This is a genomic window from Oceanobacillus sp. FSL K6-0251 (assembly GCF_038004725.1).
Taxonomy (GTDB): Bacteria; Bacillota; Bacilli; order Bacillales; family Amphibacillaceae; genus Oceanobacillus; species Oceanobacillus oncorhynchi.
Window position 1 is genome coordinate 4,660,684 of record NZ_JBBORS010000001.1, and the last position, 13,705, is coordinate 4,674,388.

General features: G+C 39.2%; 12 protein-coding genes and 1 pseudogene. 6 read left to right on the forward strand and 7 right to left on the reverse strand.

Annotated features, from left to right (window positions below):
- Nucleotides 1-32 precede the first annotated feature (32 nt).
- A complete protein-coding gene (locus MKY45_RS22625) occupies nt 33-902 on the forward strand; it encodes a prephenate dehydratase (RefSeq protein ID WP_332093989.1) in 870 nt (289 codons plus the stop codon).
- On the forward strand, nt 880-2,112 hold the full coding sequence (locus tag MKY45_RS22630; RefSeq protein ID WP_256705416.1) for a dicarboxylate/amino acid:cation symporter: 1,233 nt from the start codon (nt 880-882) through the stop codon (nt 2,110-2,112). The genes MKY45_RS22625 and MKY45_RS22630 overlap by 23 nt, the downstream gene beginning before the upstream one ends.
- Nucleotides 2,113-2,237: 125 nt before the next feature.
- On the opposite strand, the gene MKY45_RS22635 is transcribed toward MKY45_RS22630, so the two are convergent.
- Nucleotides 2,238-2,765 (reverse strand): STM3941 family protein, encoded by a 528-nt coding sequence (locus MKY45_RS22635; RefSeq protein WP_332093988.1) that lies wholly within the window; start codon nt 2,763-2,765, stop codon nt 2,238-2,240.
- A gap of 116 nt (nt 2,766-2,881) precedes the next feature.
- Nucleotides 2,882-3,775, reverse strand: coding sequence for a LysR family transcriptional regulator (locus MKY45_RS22640; RefSeq protein ID WP_289585467.1), 894 nt, complete (start codon nt 3,773-3,775; stop codon nt 2,882-2,884).
- A 169-nt stretch (nt 3,776-3,944) separates the two neighbouring features.
- Between MKY45_RS22640 and MKY45_RS22645 the strand changes: the two genes are divergently transcribed.
- Entirely contained in the window at nt 3,945-5,135 is a 1,191-nt protein-coding gene (locus MKY45_RS22645; protein ID WP_042535608.1) for a coenzyme F420-0:L-glutamate ligase, read from the forward strand.
- A gap of 265 nt (nt 5,136-5,400) precedes the next feature.
- Complete coding sequence (locus MKY45_RS22650; RefSeq protein WP_332093987.1) at nt 5,401-6,561, forward strand: plasmid pRiA4b ORF-3 family protein; 1,161 nt, start codon at nt 5,401-5,403, stop codon at nt 6,559-6,561.
- A gap of 149 nt (nt 6,562-6,710) precedes the next feature.
- Here the strand turns inward: MKY45_RS22650 and MKY45_RS22655 are convergent, their stop codons facing one another.
- Complete coding sequence (locus MKY45_RS22655) at nt 6,711-7,733, reverse strand: alpha/beta fold hydrolase (protein ID WP_212929193.1); 1,023 nt, start codon at nt 7,731-7,733, stop codon at nt 6,711-6,713.
- 142 nt (nt 7,734-7,875) lie between these two features.
- Between MKY45_RS22655 and MKY45_RS22660 the strand changes: the two genes are divergently transcribed.
- Nucleotides 7,876-8,784 carry a LysR family transcriptional regulator gene (locus tag MKY45_RS22660; RefSeq protein ID WP_212929194.1) on the forward strand — a complete coding sequence of 303 codons (909 nt, stop codon included), beginning with the start codon at nt 7,876-7,878 and terminating at the stop codon, nt 8,782-8,784.
- A 42-nt stretch (nt 8,785-8,826) separates the two neighbouring features.
- On the opposite strand, the gene MKY45_RS23345 is transcribed toward MKY45_RS22660, so the two are convergent.
- The 3 genes from MKY45_RS23345 to MKY45_RS22670 all read right to left on the reverse strand — a co-directional run bounded on the left by MKY45_RS23345 (nt 8,827) and on the right by MKY45_RS22670 (nt 10,593).
- A complete protein-coding gene (locus tag MKY45_RS23345; protein ID WP_368901816.1) occupies nt 8,827-8,988 on the reverse strand; it encodes a DUF5839 family protein in 162 nt (53 codons plus the stop codon).
- A 151-nt stretch (nt 8,989-9,139) separates the two neighbouring features.
- Nucleotides 9,140-9,619, reverse strand: coding sequence for a 23S rRNA (pseudouridine(1915)-N(3))-methyltransferase RlmH (rlmH, locus tag MKY45_RS22665; protein ID WP_212929192.1), 480 nt, complete (start codon nt 9,617-9,619; stop codon nt 9,140-9,142).
- Between the two features lie 173 nt (nt 9,620-9,792).
- A complete protein-coding gene (locus MKY45_RS22670) occupies nt 9,793-10,593 on the reverse strand; it encodes a Cof-type HAD-IIB family hydrolase (protein ID WP_341173447.1) in 801 nt (266 codons plus the stop codon).
- A gap of 257 nt (nt 10,594-10,850) precedes the next feature.
- Between MKY45_RS22670 and MKY45_RS22675 the strand changes: the two genes are divergently transcribed.
- A complete protein-coding gene (locus MKY45_RS22675; protein ID WP_341173448.1) occupies nt 10,851-12,572 on the forward strand; it encodes a pyruvate oxidase in 1,722 nt (573 codons plus the stop codon).
- Between the two features lie 101 nt (nt 12,573-12,673).
- Here MKY45_RS22675 and MKY45_RS22680 read toward each other — a convergent pair.
- A pseudogene (locus MKY45_RS22680) lies at nt 12,674-13,548 on the reverse strand (ATP-grasp domain-containing protein).
- Nucleotides 13,549-13,705 lie beyond the last annotated feature (157 nt).

The following is a 13,705-nucleotide window of genomic DNA, read 5'->3' on the forward strand; positions in this document are numbered from 1 at the left end:
TCTTTTTTATTATCAATAGAGGAGTGAATAGATTGTTAATTGGTTATCAAGGCGTGGAAGGCAGCTACAGTACGATTGCATGCCAAAAGTTTAGTGAAGGAAATAATTATCAGACGAAGGGGTATCCTACTTTTCCATTATTAGTGGATGCATTGCTCCATGAGGAGGTTGACTATATTGCGCTGCCAGTAGAAAACGCAACAAGCGGTCCGATTACTAGAACGATTGATTTATTGAAGTATGTAGATGTCACCGCTACGGATGAAATCTATGTAAAAATTGATCATGCACTCATTACAAAGCATCCCATAGAGCTTTCGGAAATCACAAAAGTGTATTCACATCCGGAAGCACTTAAACAATGCGATACCTATTTAAGCCAGTACCCGCATATCGAGGTCATTGACTATATGGATACAGCTGGTGCGGTGGAAATGGTGAAGCATGCAGCGGATCATACCATCGCCAGCATCGCAGGCAGCCATGCTGCAGCATTGTACGGCATGACCGTGATGCAGGAAAATATTAATGACAATCCATTCAATACGACGCGTTTCTTATTTTTTAAAAAGAAAAAGGAGCTAGTGAATCAAATACAGGATAAAACATCAATGTATGTCGAAGCCAATCACAGCACCAGCTTACTAAGCGATATGTTACACATTTTTAAAAAGCATGCGATTGATGTACTCTACTTGATGCCCCGTCCCGTTCAATCGGAACCGTTCGCGTATGGATTCTTTATCGATATCGATAACGGTGCCGGTCACGAGGCACTCCATATGGCATTAAAGGAGTTAGAAGATTGCTGCACCTATATAAATATTTTAGGCAATTACCGTAAAGGTAAAATCCCAGCATACAAAGGAGCCTTACAGCATGAAAAACTTGTTAACCGCTAAAAAACACTTATTCACCCGAATTGCGATTGGGTTCGGGCTCGGAATCCTATTCGGTATCCTTTTACCCGAATTCTCGATTCAAGCAAAATTTATCGGCGATATTTACTTAAATTTAATTCAGATGATGATTATTCCCATTATTTTTGTAGCCGTCTCCACTGGGATTATTAATATTGGCAGTTCCAGTGATCTCGGCCGAATTGGCTTTAAAAGTATTGTTGTCTTTGTTGCCATGTTTATCACCACCGCCGCCATCAGCTTAGTCATTTCCTACTTGATTCGTCCTGGTCAGCGAATTAATATGGATGCCGGCGTCGGGTATGACGGGGAAATTACCGAACCAAGTGTCGCAGATTTCTTTATGAATATCGTACCAAGCAATCTATTTCAGGCGATTTCTGAAGGCGATATTTTTGCGACTATTTTATTCACTGTTATTTTCTCGGTAGCCATTGTTATCGTTGGGAAAGAGGCGGATCCAGTCAAAACGTTTATCAACAGCCTGTCCAAAGTCATCTTTAAAATTCTTGATTTCATCATGGAGCTCACACCGATTGGAATTATTTTTCTGATGGCCTACGCCATTGCTGAATATGGTGCCGGCATTTTCTCTGCACTTGGATTATATATTTTCACAGCATATTTCGCATGTATTGTCGTATTTATCCTGGTGATGTTAATTCCAGTCTGGTTATATACTAAATTCAATCCGATTGATTTTATTAAGGGCATTTATAAAGTGTGGCTGGTATCGCTATCCACTACAAGCTCTGCTGTAACGATGCCGACAACCATGCGGGTAACCAGAAATGATTTTAAAGTTTCCGAATCCATTACGAACTTTGTTGTACCATTGGGGACGACCATTAATATGGCCGGCGGAGCAGTATCATTTAGCCTGCTCGCTGTCTTTGTATCTGACTTTTATGATATCCCGCTCGGTGTCGGTCAAATTATTTATCTCGTTATGATTGCAACAATTTTAAATATGGCAGCCCCCGGTATTCCAGGCGGCGGAATTGTACTCGGGGCATCGTTCCTGACACTTCTTAACCTGCCGATCGAATTGATGGGTCCTATCGCAGCCATCTATCGGTTACTCGATATGGCTTATACGACCATGAATATCACCGGCGATGCCACTGCAGCAGTCCTGATTGATAAATCGGAGGAGAAACGGAATGTAAAATTAAAAGCTCGGAAATCGTAACAAATGTAGAGAGCTGGGGCTGAATCAGCCTAAAAGACAGAAGAGGAATGTCACATCGAGTTTAGATGTAACATTCCTCTTTTTTCATGTATTTTCCAATCATTTCTGCTGACAGCTTTTTGGCTTCATTCTTTTTTACTTTCTTCCTTCAACGCTGTATCCCAACGTTCGCCAATAGCATTCATCAGCTCCTCCGCAGAACAATCCAAATTCTTAAAAGGAATGTTCACTTGAGATGGCAACAGCCCTTTGTTTAATCGGTTAAATACTTTCTTTATTCCGCTTGACCGGTTGATAATCAATTCAGGATCATATGTAAAAATACCAAGAAATACCTGACCTGAAAAGTTTAAAAAATCAATTGCTTCAATTTCCTCCCATTTGACGAGACCTGCTCGAATGTAACTGGAATTATCGATGATTCCCTCTTTTGTAATCATGACGGCTGGTTCCCTTTTGGCAAGTGCTTTAACATAATACAGGAAACAAAAGCCAAATACTAAAATGGCAAGAATCCCTATCACCATGGGTAACATTGGTTCATTAAACGGGACTAATAAAATGATTATGCCCAGCGCAACAAACACGAGCGAAAAAATTGTCAGCATGACCATCCTGCCCCTTTTTGCCATTACAATAAAATGATCACTCATTTACTTACCTCCTATGGTTACGGTTGTTTCATATGCTCTCAAATATTAAACATCACCTTATTTTGTGCTGCATATATTTTCTCATATGAACTAAACGAATGGTACACTTATTGCTATTAGAAATTCCTCTTATTTTCTTCCATAATGTCCACAAACCTTTCCGCAGCTCGATTTAAAGGAACATTTTTTAAATAACATATGCCTATACTTCTTTTAGGTATAGGCTCTGTTAAGGTCACTTCATGAAGCTGGCCTTTTCTCAAAAACTCTTCAGAGAATTCTTTGGTAACGCAAGCAATACCAAGATTAATCTTTGCAAATTCTAACAGCAGTTCATGGGAACCTAACTCAAATTCCGGCTGAATTTTAATTCCTTTTGTAAGAAAAAATTCTTCAACATATCTCCGGGAATTGGAATTGTCCAATAAAATAAGCGGAAAATGAACCAATTCTTCTGGTTTTATTGGCTTAGATAAGACTTCACGATATTTTTCTCCATATACAAAGGTATCCTGAATTTCTAATAAAGGCTTTACTTCTAAGAACTTGTCGTCAACGGGTAGATTACAGATAGCGATGTTCACTTCTCCTGCTTTTAAGGCAGCTATGATTTCCCATGTGGTCCCATTGACTATTTTGAATTTGAGATTTGGATACCGATTATGAAATGTTTCTAAATAGGGAAGCAGAAAAAATCGTGAAATGGTATCGCTGACCCCTATTTTAAGTTCACCAATGATTAATTTTTTAAATTCTAAAAGCTTTTCTTCCCCAGCTTGTATAAATTGAAGTGCTGAACTGACATATTCAAACAATAAATTTCCTTCATCCGTTAGCGTTACACCTTTAGACAGCCGATTAAACAGCCTTGTATCTAATTCCTTCTCTAATTGTGCCATGGATTGGCTTATTGCCGGCTGGGACATATACAGCTCTTTAGCCGCTTTAGAAAAGCTTTTATTTTTACCAACCGTATAAAAAAGATAATATAAATCCAATTTGCCTGTCATATAACCCACCCTTATATCCCATATTAGATATATTGACTTTACTTATATCATGAAAAGCCGTATATTACAAGAGAAGACTGTTTAGATTGTTAGTATATTAGTAAGATACTTTTTAACAAGTGAATATTTTATAAAATATAGCAGCATTACCAAGAAGGAGCGAATGATTGTGGAAAGAGTTGTAGGAACTATCGCCAGAGGACTGCGTTGTCCCATCATCAATACGGGAGATAACATTGAGGAGATTGTTGCGGATAGTGTATTAAAAGCAGCAGAGGTTGAAGGCTTTACTATTCAGAATAAAGATGTTGTCACCGTTACGGAGTCCGTTGTGGCACGTGCACAAGGCAACTACGCTACGATTGACCATATTGCCAACGATGTTCAAACTAAATTTGGAGAGGATACCATCGGTGTGATTTTCCCAATCCTTAGCCGTAACCGTTTTTCTACTTGTCTCAGCGGAATCGCAAAAGGCGCGAAGAAAATCGTGTTAATGCTGAGCTATCCTTCCGATGAAGTAGGCAACCATTTAGTGGATTTAGATACACTGGATGAAAAAGGGATAAACCCTTGGACAGACGTTCTCACTGAAAAGCAATTTCGGGAGCATTTTGGCTACAACAAACATACCTTCACAGGCGTAGATTATATCGATTATTACAAATCCCTGGTTGAAGAATATGGAATCGAGTGCGAAGTCATCTTTTCAAATGATCCAAAGACAATTTTGGAATACACAAAGAGTGTACTTTGCTGTGATATTCATTCACGGGAAAGAACAAAGCGAATTTTAAAGGCAAATGGCGGCGAAAAAATTTACAGCCTTGATAATATTCTTTCTGAATCCATTGACGGAAGCGGCTTTAACGAAGCTTACGGCTTACTGGGCTCTAATAAAGCAACAGAGGATAGCGTAAAGTTATTCCCGCACAATTGCCAGCCTGTTGTTGATACCATTCAAGAAATCCTGAAAGAAAAGACAGGTAAAACGGTTGAGGTCATGATTTATGGGGATGGCGCATTCAAAGATCCTGTAGGAAAGATATGGGAACTGGCAGATCCGGTTGTTTCCCCCGCTTACACAACTGGATTAGAAGGAACACCAAATGAAATTAAATTAAAATACCTGGCTGACAACCAGTTTGCTGACTTAAAAGGAGAAGAGCTAAAAGAGGCTATCTCTAAACACATTAATGAGAAGCAGGATGACTTGGTTGGAGCAATGGAAGCGCAAGGAACTACTCCTCGGAGATTGACGGACCTTATCGGGTCGCTGTCTGATTTAACTTCAGGCAGTGGGGATAAAGGGACGCCGATTGTTTTTATTCAGGGGTATTTTGATAATTATACGAAATAAGTGTTGATGGGAAAATTGATAAAAAATTATAGGACAAAGGAGCGGGCTCCTTTGTCCTTTTTTATGGAGTGGCTGGTGTAGATAACGGATTCTAAAGTTATTTTCGTTTATGCACCGCTAATAAAATACATAACAGAAAATGAGATAAGGATGCTTTAACTAGCTGCGATAGCGATATGGTATTATAAAATTAATAATCTAATTTATAATCACTTTTTGAACTCGCTCTTGAAGTAAAATAGATAGGTTGAGAGGATGAAAGCCCTTGTTAATCCAATGTACTAAGGCTTTACTTGATAAGATAGATATAAAAGAAAATGAATTAGTTTCATCGGAAGACCATGAGCATTTTCCAAACAGCTTTATGGCGTGGCATGCAAATCTTGTCAGTATTAACAGAAGTAAATCTATTATTTTAATGAATAATGAAACGAGGTACCCAGTCGTCATTTATCGACCGATTAAAAAGGATTTTTCTAATTTAAAAGATTTAATTATCGAAGTAATTGCTGAGGCTTTACGTATCGAAGGTATCCATCAAAATCTCATTGAGGCTTATATTGCTACAGCAGGTGACATGTATTTTTCTAAAACTGCTAACAGAGCAATGGTAGCACAGATGAATAATACTGTAAGAGAAGTTGGATATATGGGTGAGTTTTTAGATAAGGATACTAAAATTCAAAAATATATAAGTCTCTTAGCAGGCAGAACTATTCAAAAATTCGGAAATGCAGATGAATATGGCTATCCTATAGAAAAAATGCTAAATTGTTTTGGTTTGCTTTGTGAATTAGGTGATGATAAAGAGATTCATGCATTGGATATCGAACTCTATCAGCTTAAAATACAAATTAATTTAGATGGTTATGACGTTTGGAGGAGGGTTTCCGTGCCATCCACATTTTCATTTAGACATCTTCATAATATAATTCAAACATCCTTTGATTGGCAAAACTACCATTTACATGAATTTACGGTGGAAACGGTAGAAAATAAGCCTATTAAAATAATAATGGACGATCATCCAGAAACACTGGAATTTTTAGATTATGAGGAATTTGATATTCGACAGGAACGGTTTGTTTCATTAGAGGATATTTTTTCAAAATACACCAAAGTTATGTATGAATATGACTTTGGTGATTCATGGAACCATGTTATAACATTTGAAAAGACAAAACGGTCTAATGAACTTAAAGCAGCCATCTTAGACGGAAATAGGGAAAGACCACCTGAAGATGTGGGTGGCTTATTTGGCTATAAAGAATATATGGAAGTCATGGCAAATGAAAATGATCCAAGATATGACGAAATGAAGGTTTGGGCAGAAAGCCAAAGAGAAAGAAAGTTGAATTCCGAGCAAGTTAACAGGCGGCTGACCCAAGTGTTTGGCAACTATTATCATTCACAAAGTTTCATTTAATTGTTTTGAAAGTCCTGGGATGAGGGGGACCTAGCCAATCTCGGCTCTCCTCAGCCCCTTATTTGAATACGCATTTTGATAAGAAGCGGGAAATGAAAGAGACGATTACTAGGGTAACCGTCTCTTAATGATGGTATAACAAAAACAATTTATCTGTTTTTTCGAAGTCCCAATAACCGCTTTAAATTGTCATCAATAAATGTATTATCAGTACTGTTAATTCCACGACCAGCAAAATGGCCCCATACTGATTCAATAGGATGATATTCAGAATTAGATACTAGATTAGCCTCATATTCATTATTATCTGCAGTGCAGAAAAGATCTGTACTTCCCGGCATGATATAAGTAATCGCTTCTATGCTTTTTAGTGCTTCATCAAACTCTCCGTTATACATGGAGTTAGCACTAATATCTGCATGTTGTCCTGTCCATAACATGGCTAGTACATTGTGTGGATCCATACTCATAAAACTATTTTCCCAAACTCCTACTGCAAAATCTTCCAAGGAGTCAAATCCCATTTCCCGGAAAAGTTCTTCTTTATAGAAAGTCTGTGATAATCCCCATCCTGCATAGACACGTCCTACTGCACGCATGTCTTCAGAGGTCAATTGATTTAACTTAGTAGAATTTGAACCAATTGAGGCCATAAGCGCAGCCTTAAGTCCATCGAGGACCACATACGTTTGCGGCCAAGTCTTTGCATTTCCACAGAATGAGGCAATTCGTTCTACCATACCAGGATAAATTGCCCCCCATTGAAATGACTGAAGACCTCCCATTGACCACCCAACTACAAGAGCAATCTTCTGAATGCCAAATTTTTCGGTCACTAGTCGATACTGTAATTGAATATTGTCATAGATTGTTACCTGTGGAAAATTAGCCTTATCGAACGGTGCTGGCGTATTACTTGGAGACGAAGATAACCCGTTCCCTAATAGATTTGGAACAATAATAAAATATTTCTCAGGATCCAGTGCCATCCCGTTTCCAATTAACCATTCATTATTAACATGCTGGTCACCAAAAGCCGTTGGATAAACGATAACGTTATCTTTCCTTTCATTTAATGTTCCATAAGTCTTGTAAGCAAGAAAAGCATTTGGTAATGTCACTCCAGACTGCAATGTTACATCACCTAAATTATAAATCTCAAAATCCTCCATGAATTGTCACTCCTTTCTAAATGAAACACAACATTAAAAATGTATTTCTTGTTATTAAGTATAAAGCTGTGTTACATTCAATAAAAGTGAACAAAATTAATATCAGCATTCAAAAATATTGAAAGCTAGAGGGAGAATTATGATGGAATTACGCCAACTGAATACATTCCATACGGTTGCAACAACTTTAAATTTCAGTCGAGCTGCTGAAGCACTAAACTATGTCCCTTCAAACGTCACGATGCAAATAAAAGCATTGGAGGAAGAGCTTAATGTTCGTCTTTTTGACCGCTTGGGAAAGCAGCTCGTTCTCACAACTGCGGGTAAGCGTTTTTTAACTCATGTCCAAGACATTCTAAACAAATTAGACGAAGCACGCAGCTCCGTTCATGACAATGAAATTCTTAGTGGTACTCTAACGATTAGTGCCAACGAGGTTGTTTGTGCCTATCGACTTCCAGAGGTCTTTAAACTTTTCCGTTTTCGGTATCCGGGAGTTCGCCTTATCTTTCGCTCTGTTTCAAATCAACAACTTAAACAAACGCTCTTTGAGGGTACCTCAGATGTCGCCTTTATACTTGACGAACCCATTCAATCAACGGGACTTGCAGTGGAAGCATTGACAGAAGAAAATTTTCGCTTGTTCGTTGCTCCAGATCATCCACTGGCTAAACAAACTGCAATACAGCTTGAAGATTTTTACGGAGAGGTGTTCCTTATTAATGAAAAAGGCTGCCCCTATCGAACAATGTTTGACCAAACATTTAAAAAAGGAGACATTGACAGTATTTCATCTTTAGAGTTCCAAAGTGCAGAAGCCATTAAACAATGTGCAATTTCAGGAATCGGTATTGCCTTTCTTCCTAAAATAGTAACTGAAGTCGAAGTTGAACGTGGCGAACTTGTTGCTCTTCCTTGGCCGTTTCCAAACTTGGATGTATATACACATATGGCATGGCATAAAGATAAGTGGCTTTCACCAATTATATTATCTTTCATTGAAACAGCAAGGGAGGTTCTAGCTTTTACGGAAGACAATATGTCAAAGTAGTTTAAACCATTTTGACATATTGTCCTAAATTCCAGCAAAATGCTATGATACGACCTCTTTAACTAATACTATATCCCTCTGCGCAATCGGCGTATCTCTTAATCTTTTATGAATATGCCAGTGATACATTTTATTTGTATTTAATTTCAAATTTCCATTTTCAGTTCTGAGTACATGAAAACCGGCAACAGTATTATTATTCATTAAACTTCTAATATGACAAATATTTATTGCCTACATCAATATCTAAGCAATGGATATTTATTGAAGTAATTTTATTGCGGAACAATGTATATATGCATAAAATAGATAAAACTTACTCTCTTTATCTATATTTGAGGGTATTAGTTTACCGTTACTTATGGTACGGTTCCCCCCTCATAATCCGAAAACTCCGATAAACCTGCTCCAACAACACCAGCCGCATCAACTGATGAGGAAACGTCATCTTAGAAAACGAAAGCCCTAAATCACTCCGCTTCCGCACATCCTCACTAATCCCAAGTGAACCGCCAATCACAAACACAATCTTGCTCTTCCCATAAGTCGCCAGCTCATCCAGCTTTTTCGCAAGCTGCTCTGAACTCAGCATCTTCCCATCAATCTCCAGCGTAATCACAAACGCATCTGGATGAACCTGTGCAAGAATACGCTCTCCTTCTTTACGCTTCACTTCTTCCATTTCCGCTTCACTCATCGTCTCCGGCGCTTTTTCATCCGCTACTTCGACAATATTCACTTTGGCATACGCACCTAAGCGTTTTTTATATTCATCAATACCCTGCTTTAAGTATTTTTCCTTTAATTTTCCGACGGTAACAAGGGTTATGTTCATTAAAATCTTCCTTTATTATTTCATTTTTTCGATTCTGTACATATTCTTCCTTTATTTTACCATGTTTCTCTACCTGGAGTTACTCTTACTTTAAAAATATTCTAATATCTACATACAAAAACCGAGATTCTCTGCATATGCCATACAGAAACCTCGGTTTTTTCCAAACATCCTTATTGAGCTTCTTCGCTCTCTTCCTGATCAATCAACCCGCACATCTTCAACCCATCAGCAATTCCATCATCATCCGCTGACTTCGTAATATACGTCGCCACTTCCTTAATCTCCTCCACAGAGTTCTCCATCGCCACCGATGTTTTCACAAACCCAAACATCTCCAGGTCGTTTAATCCATCGCCGAAAGCATATGTATTCTCCTTAGAAAGTCCGGTGACTTCTAAGAATTTCTTGATGCCTGTTGCTTTGGAGACGTCTTTTGGGAAGACATCACAGTTATAGGGAGAGTTGCGGACAAAGTGAAGCTCTGGGAATTTTTCCTGATATTCTTCTTCCCCATCTTCCAGGTATATTTCTACCTGATAGACCGGCTTGTTCATATAAATATCATCATCCACTTCCGGAATCTCTCTGTCACATTCCAAACAATCCTTTTTTAACAGCTCACATTGATTGTTCGTTGTAAAAATTTGCTCGGCAGTGTGGAAAGAAAGGGTGACCCCTCTTTGTGTTGCATAGTCTCCCAATTTTTTTAATTGGACCGGGTTGATTCGGTTCCGGGAAACGACTTCTCCTTCATGTACAATGAATTGTCCATTCATCAACACAGCTGATCCGATTCCTGTCTCTGCTCGTAATTTCTTTGTTTCAAATGGGGGTCTGCCTGTTGCAAGCACAGGTATTCCATCATTTTCAATTAGCTTTTCTAGTGCTTCAATACTGCTTTTTGCTACTTTATTATCACTTGTCAATAATGTTCCGTCTAAATCAAAAAATACAACGGGTCTTTTCGTCATTTTTTATCCCCCTCACATATCCAGTTGGAGTTAATGTATCCCTATTCTAAAAGATAATGAGATGAAAAGCTAGGCTTTATGCCTTTTTCCGAATTATTTTCATTTCCATTTTTTCCTACGCCTCCTGGTTTCATGTTCTCCGCATTGTGGAATAGACAAAGTAGGCAAAAAAAAGGAACATGAAGCTGTTTATCAGCTGTTTGATGGATAGATTATATACTAATGTTAAAAATACTCACGAAAAGGAGACATGCCACATGTTTGATGATCGTGCAGGAAAAGTACTTGTGGATTTACTGGAGAACTGGGGTGTAAACCATATCTATGGAATGCCTGGGGACTCCATCAACAATTTAATGGAAGAACTGCGAAAAGCAGAGGATAAAATAAAATTTGTGCAAGTGCGTCATGAAGAGGCCGGCGCATTAGCTGCCGCTTCTTACGCAAAATTAACCGGAAAGCTTGGCGTTTGTTTATCGATTGCAGGGCCGGGTGCGATTCACTTATTAAATGGATTGTATGATGCGAAGGAAGACAGCGCTCCTGTCCTTGTGCTTGCCGGGCAGGTTCCCACAGATCAGATTGGGACAGACAGCTTTCAAGAGGTCAATATGGAACGCATTTTTGATGATGTTGCGGTTTATAATAAAGAGGTTACCTCAGAGGAACAGCTTCCATCCATGGTCAATCAGGCTATTCGTACAGCGTATGCGGAAAAAGGGGTTGCTGTGTTAACCTTGCCGGATGATATTCCAACTGAAAAAATTAAAAATAAGGTACAAAAAAATGCAGTGATGTATGAGTCACCAGCACTTACTCCAGATGTAACTGCGATGCAGGAGGCTGCAGCTGCAATTGAAAAAGCGAAAAAACCGATTATTTTAGCAGGAACAGGTGTGAAGAAAGCGAAGGAAGAGCTGGCGGCATTTTCAGATACGATTGCTGCACCCGTTGTTATTTCCTTACCTGCTAAAGGAGTGATGGAGGATGAGCATCCAAATTTCCTTGGTAACCTTGGAATGATTGGCACCAAGCCGGCTTATGAAGCAATGGAGGAGACAGACCTCTTAATCCTGCTTGGAACCTCTTACCCTTATACCGAGTTTCTGCCAGAGGATGTTACCTGCATCCAAATTGATAGGAATCCTTTACAAATCGGCAAAAGGTATCCCGTGGATATTGGCGTTGCCGGGGATGCGAAAAAGGTGCTCGGGTGGTTCAATGAACAGCTGCTTCGCTCCGAGAAACGTGATTTCTTAGAAAAATATCAGGAGAAAATGACCGGCTGGTGGGAGGAAATGAAGAACGATGAAGAGCAAACCTCTACACCAATTAAGCCGCAGCAGGTCATTCATGAAGTGCAGAAAATCGCAGCGGATGATGCTATCCTGTCAGTTGATGTCGGCAATGTGACTGTATGGGCGACGCGGCATTTCCGGATGAAAACAACGCAGGATTTCTTGATTTCCAGCTGGCTAGGCACGATGGGTTGCAGTCTTCCTGGAGCGATTGCAAGTAAAATAGCTTTCCCTGAGCGGCAGGTAATCAGCCTTGCCGGCGATGGCGGTTTTTCCATGAACATGCAGGATTTTTTAACTGCTGTGAAATATAACCTGCCAATGATTGTTGTTATCTTTAATAATGAACGTATCGGCATGATTAAGTACGAGCAGGAGGCTGGCGGACACCTGGATTATAAAACTGGCTTAGAAAGCTTTAACTTTGCTCAATTTGCGGATAACTGCGGCGGTAAAGGGTATCGTGTAGAAAAGTTTGAAGACCTTGGACCTTCTCTGCAGGCTGCAGCGTCGTTTAATCAGCCCGCGATTATCGATGTCTGTATTGAGGATGAGCCGCCAATTCCAGGCAAGCTTTCTTATGATCAGGTGACCAGCTACACCAAGCAGACCATTAAAAAATTATTTGAAAAAGGAAAGCTGGAGCTTCCGCCGATTCGCAAGGGGTTAAAGCGGATGTAAGCTGACGTTTAGAAGGAGTGTTTCTTTTCGAAGCACTCCTTCTTTTTTTATGGATTTCTCTTAAACTTTCGAGGAGTTCTTCATTTTATCCATCTACTATCCTATGAAAAACGTTCTTTTTCTAAAGCATTCCCTAAAAATCGAGCTAATTCCAACATCCCATATTTATTAACTTTTTCTTCCGCTTCCGAATTGTAGTTTGTATTCGTATTTACATCATACGTGTAAATCTCTCCATTGATATCACGAATAAATTCAATACCAGCTACATCAATCCCGCTATTTTTCAAGAAATTCTCATAACGTGCAATTTGCTCCGTGTCCATTCCTTCTTCCATAATCTCAAACATCGGCGGACTTTCTTCTTCCTCCCCGACCGGACAAAATGCATCGCCAATCCGGCACGCATCTGCAGGGCACAACTCAAAGCCTTCTGAAGTATCTACCTTCACTGCGTAAATCAATTTCCCGCCGACAAATTCTGCTCGTGTTATAAAAGGCTCAGGCGACTGGATGTATTGCTGAATCAATGTAATACCGTCAACGGGTTCCCTGCTCTGTTATGCTTTGTAATGAAAGAAGATTCACCCATTTTTTTTGCAGCTTCTATTATTTGGTCACGTCCAACTGCTCCAATTGTCTTTGGTGTTTTTATGCCGTTTTTTTCAAGTGCGGTATATTGGTTAATCTTGCTAATTTCCAGCTGAAGCGCCTGTGAACCATTAAAGACCGTTCGATTATGCATCTCTAACCAGGATAGAATGCCTCCAGCTAATTCGGGTGCAAAGCGGTGATCTCGTGTGTGTGAGGAGGCACTCATCCGATTATAAAATACCCCTTCAGGCGGTTCTGCGGTTAAATCAACCATCCCCTTATCTAAATGCCAGGTTTCATAAGGCAAATTTAATTCTTCCAGACGATTGGTTAAGTGTACTGTCCAATCATCGTTTTCATGTAAAATATATATTTTCGACAATGATAACACCCCTTCATTAAAAAATTTTATTTCATATGGCTTAGCTTCTATTTAGCATCCATGCACTATTTCCAGCCATGACATAACTTCCATTCTTTATAAAAAGAAATTCTAAACACTGTTGATTTTAACAAAAAAAGAAGGAAGAACCCAAGAT